This window comes from Citrobacter sp. Cc139 (genome assembly GCF_030334645.1).
Lineage (GTDB): Bacteria > Pseudomonadota > Gammaproteobacteria > Enterobacterales > Enterobacteriaceae > Citrobacter > Citrobacter werkmanii.
In genome coordinates, this window is record NZ_JAOWDM010000075.1 from 136702 (window position 1) to 151217 (window position 14516).

The 14516-nt window shown below is 53.3% G+C and carries 17 protein-coding genes; 4 read left to right on the top strand and 13 right to left on the bottom strand.

Translation table 11 applies throughout. The features are described 5' to 3' along the window. Positions 1–12 precede the first annotated feature (12 nt). Complete coding sequence (yajO, locus tag OGV69_RS08920) at positions 13–987, top strand: 1-deoxyxylulose-5-phosphate synthase YajO (RefSeq protein WP_042310115.1); 975 nt, start codon at positions 13–15, stop codon at positions 985–987. Between the two features lie 57 nt (positions 988–1044). On the opposite strand, the gene pgpA is transcribed toward yajO, so the two are convergent. From pgpA to nrdR, 6 genes are all read right to left on the bottom strand, one after another. Continuing rightward, positions 1045–1563: a phosphatidylglycerophosphatase A gene (gene pgpA / locus OGV69_RS08925; RefSeq protein ID WP_038638206.1), complete on the bottom strand. Its 519-nt coding sequence runs from the start codon at positions 1561–1563 to the stop codon at positions 1045–1047. Beyond that, positions 1541–2518: a thiamine-phosphate kinase gene (gene thiL / locus OGV69_RS08930; RefSeq protein WP_038638205.1), complete on the bottom strand. Its 978-nt coding sequence runs from the start codon at positions 2516–2518 to the stop codon at positions 1541–1543. The genes pgpA and thiL overlap by 23 nt, the downstream gene beginning before the upstream one ends. A 75-nt stretch (positions 2519–2593) precedes the next feature. Beyond that, on the bottom strand, positions 2594–3013 hold the full coding sequence (nusB, locus tag OGV69_RS08935; protein WP_000801129.1) for a transcription antitermination factor NusB: 420 nt from the start codon (positions 3011–3013) through the stop codon (positions 2594–2596). Positions 3014–3032: 19 nt separating this feature from the next. Then, positions 3033–3503 carry a 6,7-dimethyl-8-ribityllumazine synthase gene (gene ribH, locus OGV69_RS08940; protein ID WP_003021575.1) on the bottom strand — a complete coding sequence of 157 codons (471 nt, stop codon included), beginning with the start codon at positions 3501–3503 and terminating at the stop codon, positions 3033–3035. 90 nt (positions 3504–3593) lie between these two features. Beyond that, a complete protein-coding gene (gene ribD / locus OGV69_RS08945; RefSeq protein WP_038638204.1) occupies positions 3594–4697 on the bottom strand; it encodes a bifunctional diaminohydroxyphosphoribosylaminopyrimidine deaminase/5-amino-6-(5-phosphoribosylamino)uracil reductase RibD in 1104 nt (367 codons plus the stop codon). 3 nt (positions 4698–4700) lie between these two features. Next, a complete protein-coding gene (gene nrdR / locus OGV69_RS08950; RefSeq protein WP_016152032.1) occupies positions 4701–5150 on the bottom strand; it encodes a transcriptional regulator NrdR in 450 nt (149 codons plus the stop codon). 154 nt (positions 5151–5304) lie between these two features. Here nrdR and OGV69_RS08955 point away from each other — a divergent pair, with 154 nt between their 5' ends. Further along, positions 5305–5844 carry a SadB/YajI family lipoprotein gene (locus OGV69_RS08955; protein ID WP_069323953.1) on the top strand — a complete coding sequence of 180 codons (540 nt, stop codon included), beginning with the start codon at positions 5305–5307 and terminating at the stop codon, positions 5842–5844. Positions 5845–6142: 298 nt separating this feature from the next. After that, positions 6143–7006 carry a nucleoside-specific channel-forming protein Tsx gene (locus OGV69_RS08960; RefSeq protein ID WP_003021561.1) on the top strand — a complete coding sequence of 288 codons (864 nt, stop codon included), beginning with the start codon at positions 6143–6145 and terminating at the stop codon, positions 7004–7006. A gap of 44 nt (positions 7007–7050) precedes the next feature. On the opposite strand, the gene OGV69_RS08965 is transcribed toward OGV69_RS08960, so the two are convergent. The 7 genes from OGV69_RS08965 to queA form a co-directional block, all read right to left on the bottom strand. Next, positions 7051–7743, bottom strand: coding sequence for a helix-turn-helix transcriptional regulator (locus tag OGV69_RS08965; protein WP_069323952.1), 693 nt, complete (start codon positions 7741–7743; stop codon positions 7051–7053). Between the two features lie 23 nt (positions 7744–7766). Further along, positions 7767–8132 carry a VOC family protein gene (locus OGV69_RS08970; protein ID WP_069323951.1) on the bottom strand — a complete coding sequence of 122 codons (366 nt, stop codon included), beginning with the start codon at positions 8130–8132 and terminating at the stop codon, positions 7767–7769. Positions 8133–8310: 178 nt separating this feature from the next. After that, positions 8311–9282 carry a protein translocase subunit SecF gene (gene secF / locus OGV69_RS08975; protein WP_038638190.1) on the bottom strand — a complete coding sequence of 324 codons (972 nt, stop codon included), beginning with the start codon at positions 9280–9282 and terminating at the stop codon, positions 8311–8313. A 10-nt stretch (positions 9283–9292) separates the two neighbouring features. Further along, positions 9293–11140 carry a protein translocase subunit SecD gene (secD, locus tag OGV69_RS08980; RefSeq protein ID WP_071888113.1) on the bottom strand — a complete coding sequence of 616 codons (1848 nt, stop codon included), beginning with the start codon at positions 11138–11140 and terminating at the stop codon, positions 9293–9295. Positions 11141–11167: 27 nt separating this feature from the next. Beyond that, a complete protein-coding gene (gene yajC, locus OGV69_RS08985; RefSeq protein ID WP_003021544.1) occupies positions 11168–11500 on the bottom strand; it encodes a preprotein translocase subunit YajC in 333 nt (110 codons plus the stop codon). Between the two features lie 22 nt (positions 11501–11522). Beyond that, on the bottom strand, positions 11523–12650 hold the full coding sequence (tgt, locus tag OGV69_RS08990; RefSeq protein WP_003021535.1) for a tRNA guanosine(34) transglycosylase Tgt: 1128 nt from the start codon (positions 12648–12650) through the stop codon (positions 11523–11525). Positions 12651–12703: 53 nt separating this feature from the next. Then, positions 12704–13774, bottom strand: a complete 1071-nt coding sequence (gene queA / locus OGV69_RS08995; RefSeq protein WP_069323950.1) for a tRNA preQ1(34) S-adenosylmethionine ribosyltransferase-isomerase QueA — start codon at positions 13772–13774, stop codon at positions 12704–12706. 90 nt (positions 13775–13864) lie between these two features. On the opposite strand from queA, the gene acpH reads away from it, so the two are divergent. Next, positions 13865–14446, top strand: coding sequence for an ACP phosphodiesterase (gene acpH, locus OGV69_RS09000; RefSeq protein WP_069323949.1), 582 nt, complete (start codon positions 13865–13867; stop codon positions 14444–14446). The last annotated feature ends 70 nt before the right edge of the window (positions 14447–14516 follow it).

Consider the following 14516-nt stretch of genomic DNA (forward strand, 5'->3'; position numbering starts at 1 on the left):
AGGAGCGAATGAATGCAATACAACACCTTAGGAAAAACCGACCTCCGGGTCTCCCGCCTTTGCCTGGGCTGCATGACGTTTGGCGAGCCCAATCGCGGTAATCACGCCTGGACGCTGCCTGAAGAGAGCAGCCGCCCGATAATCAAACACGCCCTTGAGGGCGGCATTAACTTTTTCGATACCGCCAACAGCTACTCCGCTGGCAGCAGCGAAGAGATTGTCGGCCGCGCGCTGCGTGATTTCGCCCGCCGCGAAGATGTCGTGGTCGCGACCAAAGTTTTTCACCAGGTGGATGATTTAGCAGAAGGATTATCCCGCGCACAAATCCTGCGCTCAATCGACGACAGCCTCAGACGCCTGGGCATGGACTATGTAGACATCCTGCAAATTCACCGCTGGGATTACAACACGCCAATCGAGGAAACGCTGGAAGCCCTTAACGATGTAGTCAAAGCCGGTAAAGCTCGCTATATCGGCGCCTCATCCATGCATGCTTCGCAGTTTGCTCAGGCGCTGGCCTTGCAGAAGCAACACGGCTGGGCGCAGTTCGTCAGCATGCAGGATCACTACAACTTGATCTACCGCGAAGAAGAACGCGAAATGTTGCCGCTCTGCTATCAGGAAGGTGTCGCGGTGATCCCGTGGAGTCCGCTGGCGCGTGGTCGCCTGACCCGCCCGTGGGGAGAAACGACCGCACGTCTGGTTTCCGATGAAGTCGGTAAAAATTTATATAACGAGAGCGATGAAAACGACGCGCAAATTGCCGCCCGGCTGGCTGGCATCAGTGAGGAGCTGGGCGTTACGCGGGCGCAGGTCGCGCTGGCATGGCTGCTGAGCAAACCAGGCGTGGCTGCGCCCATTATCGGTACATCGCGTGAAGAACAACTGGATGAATTGCTCAATGCGGTGGATTTAACGCTGAAGCCGGAGCAAATTGCCGAGCTGGAGACGCCGTATAAACAGCACCCGGTGGTGGGATTTAAATAAGCGCGATTGTAGATTGTAAGCCGGATAAGGCGTTTACGCCGCCATCCGGCAAACCCGTTAAATGATACCGATCGGCCAGTGATGGCCGATAAAATACAAAATACCTGCAGAGAGTATCCCGGCGACAATATCATCGATCATGATCCCCGTCCCGCCATGCACATTGCGATCGAACCAACGAATCGGCCACGGCTTCCACATATCCAGAATACGGAAAATCACAAATCCGGCGGCAACCCATTGCCAGTCGAGGGTCGGTAGCGCCATCAGGGTTATCCACATACCGACAAATTCGTCCCAGACAATGCTGCCGTGATCGTGCACGCCCATGTCTTTCGCCGTTTGATGACACAGATAAACGCCGATACAGATAGACAGCATGACCACCAGCGAATACAGCTGCCATGGCAGAAATGTCATTAAATACCAAAACGGGATCGCCGCCAGCGATCCCATAGTGCCAGGAATAATTGGACTCAGCCCGCTACCAAAACCGGTGGCTAACAGATGCCACGGATTACGCATATTCAGGCGGCTTTTGGCGACATCTTTTTTAAGGCGCGGCAAAATGGTCATATCCTTTCCAGTCGAACGTGACGGGTTTTCCATCGCGCGTAAAGTGGACGCCTTCTACATCCGCACTCATCTGACCGATGCAGGTAAACGAGGTCCCGAGATGTGCCAGCGCGACGTCCAGCGCGCCACGGTTGATTTCCGGTACGGTAAAGCATAACTCATAATCTTCCCCCCCCGAGAGCGCCCAGCGCAGCGCCTGTTCCGGCTCAACGTGTTGGGCGAATGCCGTGGAATATGGCAGCGCGTCAACGTTAACCCGCGCGCCGCAGCCGCTGGCATTGACGATATGCCCCAGATCGGAAATCAGGCCGTCGGAGAGATCGATAGCCGCACTGGCCAGATCGCGCAGGGCTTGTCCCTGTAAAATACGCGGAGTTGGGCGCAGGTGGCGTTGCAGCAGATACTCCGCGTCTTTTGGTTCTGTCACCTGCAGTCGGTCCTGCAAAATCGCCAGTCCCGCCGCACTGTCGCCCGGCGTGCCGGTCACATAAATCCAGTCGCCCGGTTTTGCCCCGGAACGTTTTAAGGCTCGCCCAACGGGAACGTAGCCATGAATACCCAACGTCATCGACAGCGGCCCACGCGTGGTATCACCGCCAATCAGCTGCATATCGTAGTAATTAAGGAGTTCAAACAGGCCATCGCTGAAAGCTTCAAGCCAGGCTTCATCAACGTCGGGTAACGTCAGTGCCAGCGTCAACCACGCAGGATCGGCCCCCATCGCCGCCAGATCGCTTAAATTCACCGCCAGGGCTTTCCAGGCCAGATCGGTAGGATCAATGTCGGGGAGGAAGTGGTTGCCTGCCACCAGCGTATCGGTACTGATCGCCAATGTCTGTTTTTCAGGGATGTTCAGGAGTGCGCAATCGTCGCCAATACCGGTTTCGACATCAAGACGAGACGTTCTTACGCGATCAAAATAACGGGCAATCAGGGAAAATTCGCCGCATGCCATACGTTATGCCTCAGCAGAAAAAAAGAAAAAGCCGGGGATAGCGGAAACAAGTTCCACTCTCCGCCGGCCTCGGGATTACTTTTTGTTGGGGCGAATCACAGGTGCTGCTTTATCCAGTACGCCGTTAACGAATTTATGGCTGTCTTCGGCGCCGAAGGTTTTCGCCAGTTCAATCGCTTCGTTGATAGCCACTTTGTACGGCACATCACTACGTTTAGACAGTTCAAACAGCGCAATACGCAGTACGGCTTTTTCTACCTGACCCAGCTCTTCCAGCAGACGAGACAGGTAAGGCTTCATTAATCCATCCAGGTACGCGCTGTTAGTCGCCACCCCGGACAGCAGCTCACGGAAATACAGAACGTCGACATCTTTAACGTCCTGTTCCGCCAGGAACTGGTATTCAACATCAGCGATGTCGTTCTGGGACAACTGCCAGGAGTAGAGCGCCTGGACGGCACACTCACGGGCGCGGCGACGAGCAGCAGGTTTCACGGATTTCCCCTTACAAAAATCAGGCCTTGATGGCTTTCAATACATTAATCATTTCAAGCGCAGTCAGTGCAGCTTCTGCGCCTTTGTTGCCGGCTTTCGTGCCAGCACGTTCGATGGCTTGTTCAATACTTTCGGTTGTCAGTACACCGAAGGCTACCGGAATGCCACTGTCCTGCGCGACATGCGCCAGGCCATTGCTTGCACCGCCAGCCACATATTCGAAGTGCGCGGTACCGCCACGGATCACCGTACCTAACGCAATCACCGCATCGTATTTACCGGTTTTCGCCAGTGCGTCAGCCGCCAGCGGCAGCTCATACGCGCCCGGAACCCAAACGACGGTAATGTTTTCATCTTTAACCTGGCCAATACGTTTCAGGGCGTCGATCGCACCTTCCAGCAGGCTGTCATTGATAAAGTTGTTGAAACGCGCAATGGTGATGGCGACGCGAGCGTCCGGAGTAGCAACGTTAGCTTCAATAATGTTCATATTCTTCCTTCGGGTTCGATTTATGGCCCCGTAAGGGGGGCGGATTTTATCATAATATTCTGGGCGCTGCTTCCTCTAATTCAGAAAGCCTCACGCAGTGGTTAAATGCAGGCAAACGTCCGGGCCCACCTGGCGTATCTCGTTGAATTTGAAATGGGGGGCGTCGGCCAGTTTCTCAAGCCCAGGCAGCACACATAATCCTCGCGCATCGCTGCCTAACAGTTTAGGCGCAACATACACGATTAGCTCGTCCACCAAACCGGCCTGTAATAACGCGCCCGCAAGCGTTGGGCCAGCTTCCACCCAAATACTGTTAATTTGCTGTTTACCCAGTTGCATCATCAGCACGACCAAATCCACATGCCCGTTATGTTCCGGCACCTTGATACTGCGAACCGACTCCGGCCAACTGCGGGTATCGTCTTTCGTTCGGACAATCCAGGTTTCTCCCGGCTGGTGCACAATTCGGTGCTCCGGCGTGACCTGATTCTGGCTATCAAGGACAATGCGGATCGGCTGGCGCAGATTTTCCTGCGGGTAACTCGCCTGAGTTGACTCCCCAAGCTCCGACCAGCGCACGGTAAGCTGAGGATCGTCGGCCAGTACCGTCGCGCTGCTGGTTAAAATGGCATGGCTTTGCGCGCGCAGCCGTTGCACATCGCGGCGCGCCTGCGGCGAGGTGATCCACTGGCTTTCCCCGCTGGCCATCGCCGTACGGCCATCGAGCGATGCGCCAAGCTTAAGCTGCAGATACGGGAATCCTGTACGCATGCGCTTGAGAAAGCCCTTATTAAGCAGCTCAACCTCGCTCATCATCAGCCCGTGGCTGACGTCAATGCCCGCCTGCTGCAAACGGTAGAGGCCACGACCTGCTACCTGTGGATTGGGATCCTGCATCGCGGCAACGACGCGTGCTACGCCCGCCGCAATCAATGCATCGCAGCACGGCGGCGTACGGCCATGATGACTACAGGGCTCAAGCGTCACATAGGCGGTTGCCCCTTGCGCTTTTTCTCCGGCCATGCGCAGGGCATGGACTTCGGCATGCGGCTCGCCCGCGCGGTGATGATATCCTTCACCAACAATCTCCCCGTCCTTAACAATCACGCAGCCGACGTTGGGATTTGGGTGAGTAGTGAAACGTCCACGCGCAGCAAGCTTCAGCGCGCGCGCCATGTACAATTCATCCTGCATGGCTTAGTCCTGTAGGCGAGCAATCTCTTCGCCAAATTCTTTGATATCTTCGAAACTGCGGTAAACCGAAGCAAAGCGGATGTAAGCGACTTTATCGAGCTTTTTCAACTGCTCCATCACCAGGTTGCCGATCATCTTACTCGGCACCTCACGCTCGCCAGTCGCACGCAGTTGTGATTTGATATGGTTTAACGCCATTTCGACGTCATCTGAGCTGACCGGGCGTTTCTCCAGCGCTCTGAGCATGCCGCTGCGCAGCTTATCTTCATTAAAGGGTTCACGCACATCGTTGCTCTTCACAACGCGCGGCATGACAAGTTCAGCCACTTCAAAAGTGGTGAAACGTTCGTTACAGACCAGACACTGCCGACGGCGGCGTACTGAGGAGCCCTCGCCTACAAGACGAGAGTCAATTACCTTAGTGTCTACGGCGAAACAGAATGGGCAATGCATACGGCGTCCTGTACCTCAGTGGTTCACAGAAATCTATTTTACCCTGAACTGGCGTGACAACAAAGGCGCAGCGCTTTTGAGACAAAGGATCGATGCCTTCGTGCTCTGTGCACACTACCATTATGCTATCGCGACAATGAAGGAAGTAATCACAATGACAAGACGTTACCTAAGAATTCTCCTGGTGGGAAGCCTCTTTAGTCTTAGCGCCTGCGCGCAGCAAAGCGAAGTACGCCAGATGCATCAAAGCGTAAGCACGCTAAATAAAGAGATGACGCAGCTTAATCAGGAAACCGTAAAAATTACGCAACAAAATATGTTGAATGCCAAATCGACCAGTGGCGCCTATCTGTTGCCGGGCTCCAAAACGCCTGCCCGGCTGGAAAGCCAGATCGGCACGCTACGTATGTCGCTGGTGAATATTGCGCCAAACGCCGATGGCACACGGTTAACGCTACGCATTCAGGGCGAGTCCAATACGCCCTTGCCCGCCTTCAGCGCCACCGTAGAGTACGGGCAAATTCAGGGCACTACAGAGAATTACCAGGAAGTGAATGTTCAAAATCAACTGGTCAATGCCCCGGCAAGTATTCTTGCCCCCAGCGACGTAGACATTCCGTTGCAGATAAATGGTCTCTCCCCCGACCAGTTGGGATTTGTTCGCATTCACGACGTACAGCCTGTTAGCCAATAAACTTTTTTGCGGAACGTTTTGTGCGTTCCGCAACATCAATTCGTCCCCTTTTGTTACTCCCCTGACATAACCGATATTTCTGGCAAAACTTGGCAACATTCATCAGAGCCAGTACAATTCGCCGCCTAAAGTACGCAAACGTGAACGCAATCGATTACGTAAATGATAGAACTGTGAAACAAGACATATTTTTGTGAACAATGATTTTTATAATAGGCTCCGAAGAATTACGAAATATTTAGAAACGCAATTTGCGCATTTTTCACTCCCGAAAGGGATTTCAAACAGTGGCATACATATGAAAAAAACATTACTTGCAGCCGGTGCAGTGCTGGCGCTCTCCTCGTCTTTTACTGCCAACGCAGCAGAAAATGACAAACCGCAATATCTGTCCGACTGGTGGCACCAAAGCGTCAACGTGGTGGGCAGCTACCACACCCGTTTCTCTCCGAAACTGAACAACGACGTGTATCTGGAATACGAAGCGTTTGCCAAAAAAGACTGGTTTGATTTCTATGGCTACATCGATATCCCGAAAACCTTCGACTGGGGTAACGGTAACGACAAAGGTATCTGGTCTGACGGTTCTCCGCTGTTTATGGAAATCGAACCGCGCTTCTCCATCGACAAGCTGACCGGTGCTGACCTGAGCTTTGGACCATTCAAAGAATGGTACTTCGCCAACAACTACATCTACGATATGGGTGATAACAAAGCCAGCCGCCAGAGCACCTGGTATATGGGTCTGGGTACCGATATCGACACCGGTCTGCCGATGGGTCTGTCCCTGAACGTGTATGCTAAATACCAGTGGCAGAACTATGGCGCATCCAACGAAAACGAGTGGGATGGTTACCGTTTCAAAGTGAAATACTTTGTGCCGATCACCCAGGTTTGGGGCGGTCAGTTGACCTATATTGGCTTCACCAACTTCGACTGGGGTTCAGATTTGGGTGATGATCCTAACCGTACCAGCAACTCTATCGCTTCCAGCCACGTGCTGGCGCTGAACTACGATCACTGGCACTACTCCGTAGTCGCGCGTTATTTCCATAACGGCGGCCAGTGGAAAGGTGGGGATACCCTGAACTGGGGCGAAGGCGACTTCAGCGCGAAATCAACCGGTTGGGGTGGTTATCTGGTCGTAGGTTACAACTTCTAATCCAGACAATTTATGCAGACAAGCCAGCTTAACCGCTGGCTTTTTTACGGCTGGTCTTCACAACGTACTTTACGTAAAAAGTCACTTAGCGAGCGATCTGCCGATTCACGAAAATGCCTGTCGAGCGGTGTGATCTTCAGACAGCGATCTACGCGAAAGCAGCGATAATCGTCACGCTTCTCGCACCAGGCAACCAGAAGCCAGTGCTCGCCCCAGAAAAATAATCCCAGCGGCTGAACGTCACGCCAGGAGAGATTCCCGGACTCATCTCGATAATGCAGCGCCAGCGTCTGCTGCGCCGAAACCGCGCGATGTATGAGATCGAAGGCACTGCGTGAATGCGGCTGATTACCAAAATCTGGCGCAAAAATCCGCGTTTGCTCGGCCCTGCGGCGACTCTCTGGTGGCAATATCGCCAACACTTTTTCCTGCGCGGACTCCAGTGCCTGTGAAAGTGAATCCCCGCCCCATGTTTTCAGCAACCGAATCGCGACCATCAATGCTTCTGATTCGTGATGCGTTAACATCAACGGTGGCAGATCAAACCCGGCCATTAAGCGGTATCCGCTGCCCACTTCGCCTTCAATGGGCACGCCGGATAAAGAGAGATCGCGAATATCGCGATAAATCGTCCGTTCAGAAACGTCAAGACGTTCTGCCAGCAGCGCCGCCGTTGTCACTCGCCTGCCACGCAGGATTTGTACAATCTGAAACAAACGGTCGGCGCGTCTACTCATTTTAATCCTCTGGCCTGAAAATATTACGCGGGTTGATGTAAACCAACACGATTGCCTTCACTGTCAGTAAATAGCGCAATCGTACCAATGTCCTGCCCCAGTTCGAGCGGGCCAAACACGCATTGACCGCCAGCGGTGGCGACGCGTTCAAGCGTGGCAGCCAAATTGTCCGTATGCAGATAAATAATAGCGCCCTGCGCTGAAGGCGAAATACCGTCAAATTTAGCCAACGCCCCGCCAGGAGCGGGATCCTGATGCGGGAATACGGCCAGCTCGGCGCAGTCCATATTCTCCCGACGCAAAGAAACCTGCATCACTGGCTCATAAAAAGCGATGGCGCGCTCCATTTGTGCCACGGGGATTTCAAACCAGTTAATTACGTTGTTCATACTTCCTCCTGCCTGTGTGGGTAATCTCAGAAGGACTATAAGACAGGGCTACTGACAGCATACTGTCAGTAGTGTGGCGACAGAAAAAGATAATGCTCAGTCGCTAAAGCACAAGCAAAAAAAATCCCGACCTTGCGATCGGGATTCCAGTTCTTACGCTTCACACGCTCTGCGTCGCTTAAGGCAGAATCGACGGTTGATCCGCCCCTTCTTTCTCGACCTTCTGCTGCAGCATGTGCTCACGCTTCATACCCAGCTTCAGCGCCAGCGCCGATGCCACGTAGATAGAAGACGCGGTACCGATGGAAACACCGATAAGCATGGTCAGCGAGAAGCCTTCCAGTACCGGACCACCGAACAGGAAAAGCATCAGAATAACCATCAACGTCGTACCGGACGTAATCAACGTACGGTGCAGCGTCTGCGTCAATGACACGTTAAAGATTTCGTAAGGCGTACCGCGACGAATTTTGCGGAAGTTTTCACGAATACGGTCAGAGACGACGATACTGTCGTTCAGCGAGTAACCGATTACCGACATCAGCGATGCGACGATAGTCAGGTCAATCTCGATATGGAACAACGACAGGATCCCAAGTGTGATGATTACGTCGTGCGCCAGCGCGATAACTACCCCTGCTGCCAGTCGCCACTCAAAGCGGAAACCGACGTACACCAGGATTGAGATCAGCGCCGCCATCAGCGCCATCGCACCGGTTTGCGCCAGGTCTGCACCCACGCTCGGCCCCACGAATTCAATTCGTTTCACCGCGGCGTTTTGGTTGGTGGATTCATTAATCACACTCAACACTTTGCTACCCAGCACCTGACCGCCGTCTGCGCCTTCAGTTGGCGGCATACGCACCATAATGTCGTGGCTGCTGCCGAAGTTTTGCAGAAGCGGATCAACAAAGCCCGCTTTCTCCAGCGCATCGCGCATCACGTCCATTTCAGCTGGTTTTTCCAGCGTGATTTCAATGACCGTACCACCGGTGAAATCGAGACCCCAGTTAAAGCCGCGCACGCCCATAATCACGATGGCCGCGATCAGCAGAAAACCTGAAATGCCGAAAGCCCAGTAGTCCCAGCGCATAAAGTCCCAGACTTTACGGCCGTGGTTCAATTGTTCAACAGTATATTCCTGTGCCACTTCGCACTCCTCAGATTGACAGCTTTTTGACGCGCTTGCCGCCATACAACAGGTTTACGATGGCACGTGTACCGACAATTGCGGTAAACATCGACGTCGCTACCCCAATACCGGTAGTAATCGCGAACCCTTTAATTGCCCCGGTGCCGACTGCGTACAGGATAATGACCTTAATCAGCGTCGTAATGTTCGCATCGAAGATGGAGCTAAATGCGCCCGCATAACCTTCATTGATGGCCTGCTGCACCGAACGACCGTTACTCAACTCTTCTTTGATACGTTCGTTGATCAGTACGTTAGCATCGACCGCGACGGCAAGGGTTAAGACGATCCCCGCAATCCCCGGCATACTCAGCGTAGCTCCCGGCAACAGCGACATAATGCCGACAATCAGCACCAGGTTAGCGATCAGCGCGCTGGTCGCAATCAGGCCGAACTTCTTATAGAAGAAGATCATGAACAGGATAGATACCACCAGACCGGCCAGACAGGCTTCCAGACCCTGTTTGATGTTCTGCATACCCAGGGTTGGGCCGATGGTACGTTCTTCAACAATCTGAATCGGCGCGATCAATGCACCGGCACGTAACAGCAGAGAAAGCTGACGCGCTTCGTTCGGGTTGTTGATACCGGTGATACGGAAGCTGTTACCCAGACGAGACTGGATGTTGGCGATGTTAATCACCTCTTCCTGTTTCACCAGCACGGCGCGACCGTTGGCATCTTTCTTACCGCTGTCTTTGTACTCCACAAACAGGGTCGCCATCGGCTTACCGATGTTGTCCTTGGTGAAGTTGGACATGATGTTACCACCCGCGCTATCCAGCGAGATGTTAACCTGCGGCTGATTGTATTCGTCCTGGCTGGAAGTGGAATCGGTGATATGGTCACCGGTCAGGATCACGCGTTTGTACAGCACAACCGGCTGACCTTCACGAGACTGTTTCACTTCCGAATCACCCGGCACGCGCCCGGATGCCGCGGCAGACTGGTCAACGTTGGTGTTTACCAGGCGGAATTCCAGCGTCGCGGTTGCGCCCAGAATTTCTTTCGCGCGCGCGGTATCCTGAATACCCGGCAGTTCGACGACAATACGGTCAGCGCCCTGACGTTGTACCACCGGCTCAGCAACACCCAACTGGTTCACACGATTACGCAGAATATTGATGTTCTGCTGTACCGCGTATTCACGGGCTTCACTCAGGCGCGCATCGGTCATCACCGCACGCAGAGCATTGCTGCCCTGGCTGGAAATAACCAGATCCTGGTGACGCTTGCTCAGATAAGAGATAGCTTCATCACGGGCGCTGCTGTCACGGAAGGTGATGCTCAGGCCGTAGTTATCTTCTTTACGAACGGTAGTATAAGGAATGCCTTTTTCACGCAGATCGCTGCGCAGGCTATCGATATTTTGTTCCTGCAACTTACTCAGCGCGGTATCCATATCCACTTCCATCAGGAAGTGAACGCCGCCACGCAGGTCAAGGCCGAGTTTCATCGGTTCTGCGTGAATGGCTGCCAGCCAGCGCGGGGTTGCCGGAGCAAGGTTAAGCGCCACGACGTATTGATCGCCCAGCACGCCCATCAGCACTTCACGTGCGCGCAGTTGGGTATCAGTGGAGTCGAAGCGCGCAAGAATAGCACCCTCTTCCAGAGCCACAGACTTAGGTGTGATTTTATCTTCTTGTAACGTTTTCTGGACCTGGATCAGCGTTTGCTCACTGGCGGCGGCACCGCGCACGCCAGTGATTTGAACAGCCGGATCCTCACCATACAGGTTGGGAAGTGCGTAAAGCAGGCCGACGACAATCACGACGACCAGCATAATGTACTTCCACAAAGGATAACGGTTTAACACGGCAGTTCCCTTTGGGAAAACAATAAATTACAGCGCCTTCATGGTGCCTTTCGGCAGAACGGCAGCTACGAAATCACGTTTAATAACCACTTCAGTGGTATCGTTCAGCGCAATAGCGATGTAGCCAGATTCTGCTACTTTGGTCACGCGCCCCACCAGACCACCGTTAGTCAGCACTTCATCGCCTTTCGCAATGGAGTTCATCAAATTTTTGTGTTCTTTGGTACGCTTTTGTTGCGGACGCAGGATCATAAAGTAGAAAATCAGACCAAACACCACCAGCATCAGAATCAGAGACATCGGGCTGCCCTGCGCCGGAGCACCTGTTGCCGCTACCGCATCAGAAATAAAAAAGCTCATTCAAATTCCCTCATTATTAAAATTAATCAACGTTCACAGGTGGAACTGGTCGACCCTGACGTTGGTAAAAATCGGTCACGAAGCTCTCTAATTTACCCTCTTCAATAGCCTTGCGTAAACCCGCCATCAAACGCTGGTAGTAGCGAAGGTTATGAATCGTGTTGAGACGCGCGCCCAATATTTCGTTGCAACGGTCGAGATGATGCAAGTAAGCGCGCGAATAATTGCGACAGGTGTAGCAATCACACTCAGCATCGAGCGGACTGGTGTCGCTTTTATGTTTCGCGTTACGAATTTTTACCACGCCGTCAGTCACAAACAAATGACCATTACGGGCATTTCGCGTTGGCATCACGCAGTCAAACATATCGATACCGCGACGTACGCCTTCAACCAGATCTTCTGGTTTGCCGACGCCCATCAGGTAACGCGGTTTATCTGCCGGAATCTGTGGGCAAACATGCTCCAGAATGCGGTGCATATCTTCCTTCGGCTCACCGACAGCCAAACCGCCGACAGCGTAGCCATCAAAGCCGATATCTACCAGACCTTTGACAGAGATATCACGTAAATCTTCGTAAACGCTGCCCTGAATGATGCCAAAAAGCGCATTTTTGTTGCCGAGACTGTCAAAACGGTCGCGACTGCGCTTCGCCCAACGCAGAGACATCTCCATTGAGCGTTTAGCATAGTCCCAGTCGGCCGGGTACGGTGTACATTCGTCGAAGATCATCACGATATCGGAACCGAGATCGTATTGAATCTCCATTGATTTCTCAGGATCGAGGAAAATCGGATCGCCGTTGATCGGGTTTCGGAAATGCACGCCCTGCTCGGTGATCTTGCGGATATCGCCCAGACTGAAAACCTGGAAGCCGCCGGAATCGGTAAGAATTGGCCCTTTCCACTGCATGAAATCGTGCAGATCGCCGTGCAGCTTCATGATTTCCTGACCCGGGCGTAGCCACAAGTGGAAAGTGTTGCCGAGAATGATCTGCGCGCCGGTGGCTTCAACTTCTTCCGGCGTCATGCCTTTTACGGTGCCGTAAGTACCAACGGGCATAAAGGCTGGCGTTTCCACTACGCCACGATCAAAAACCAGGCGGCCGCGACGCGCGCGACCGTCTGTGGTGTCCAGTTCAAATTTCATCTTAACTCCTGCGTCAGAAAAACAGTCCGACGTTAAATACTCATGCCGGAAATTTATTCCCCGACACGCTCAGAAATAGCCTGCGGATTGTACGTGATAAACATCGCATCTCCGTAACTAAAAAAGCGATATTCCGCTTTTACCGCTTCGTGGTAGGCGTGCATGGTGTTTTTATAACCAGCAAACGCAGAAACCAGCATGATCAGCGTCGATTCCGGCAGGTGGAAGTTGGTGACCAGGGCATCAATCACCTGGTATTTATAACCTGGATAAATAAATATCTGCGTATCGCCGAAGAACGGCGCAATGAGATCATTTTTGGCAGCCTGCGCCGCGCTTTCCAGTGAGCGAACGGACGTTGTGCCCACGGCTATCACGCGGTTGCCACGCGCTTTCGCCGCCAGCACCGCGTCAACCACATCCTGCGGCACTTCCGCATATTCAGAGTGCATAATGTGGTCTTCGATAGTGTCTACGCGCACCGGCTGGAAGGTACCCGCGCCGACGTGCAACGTAACGAACGCCATTTCAATGCCTTTAGCGCGCAGTTTCGCCAGCAGCGGCTCGTCAAAGTGCAGCCCCGCGGTCGGCGCAGCGACGGCACCCGGTTTTTCGCTATACACGGTCTGGTACAGCTCGCGGTCGGCGTCTTCGTCCGGGCGGTCAATATACGGCGGCAACGGCATATGGCCGATGGCATTGAGGATATCAAGCACGCTGCGTTCATCGTCAAACGCCACTTCAAACAGCGCATCGTGACGGGCAACCATCGTCGCTTTAATACTTTCATCGTCGCCCAACAGCAGCTCGGCACCCGGCTTCGGCGCTTTCGAGGCGCGAATGTGTGCCAAAATACGCTTGTCATCCAGCATGCGTTCGACCAGCACTTCAATCTTACCGCCGCTGGCTTTACGGCCAAACAGACGCGCAGGAATGACGCGGGTGTTGTTAAAGACCAGCAAATCGCCAGGGTTGAGCTTATCGAGCAAATCGGTGAAAGTACCGTGCGTCAGCGCGCCCGTCGGCCCGTCCAATGACAGCAAGCGGCAGCTACTGCGCTCAGCTTGCGGATAGTGGGCAATCAGGGATTCGGGTAGCTCAAAGGTGAAATCGGTAACGCGCATGACACTGACTCAGACTAAAATAAGAGGCGGGTAGTCTAGTGCCGGGGCGTTCTCCCTGCAACCTTTACCCCTCTGGATAAACGTTTAACTATGAATTTTCTTGCACATTTGCATCTCGCTCATCTTGCCGACAGCTCGCTTTCCGGCAATCTGCTGGCCGATTTTGTCCGGGGTAATCCGGAAACGCATTTTTCGCCTGAGGTGGTGGAAGGCATCTTCATGCACCGTCGTATCGACGTGATGACCGATAACCTGCCGCAGGTGCGTGAAGCCAAAGAGTGGTTTCGTAGCGAAACGCGCCGCGTCGCTCCAATTACGCTGGACGTGATGTGGGATCACTTTCTGTCGCGCCACTGGGCGGAAATCTCCCCTGACTTCCCGCTGGTGGACTTTGTGCGCTATGCCCGCACCCAGGTGACCACAATTTTGCCGGAATCGCCTCCGCGCTTTATTAACTTAAACAACTATATATGGTCAGAAAAATGGCTTGAGCGCTATCGTGACATGGATTTTATCCAGAACGTCCTGAACGGCATGGCCAGCCGCCGTCCGCGTCTCGATGCCCTGCGCGACTCATGGTATGACCTGGATACGCATTATGATGCGTTAGAAGAACGTTTCTGGCAGTTTTATCCGCAGATGATGGAACAGGCGCAGCGTAAAACCCTTTGATTGCAGCCCGCATAACGCGCCGGATAAGCCTTAGCCACCATCCGGTAAAAGATTGATAGATAAAACCTGT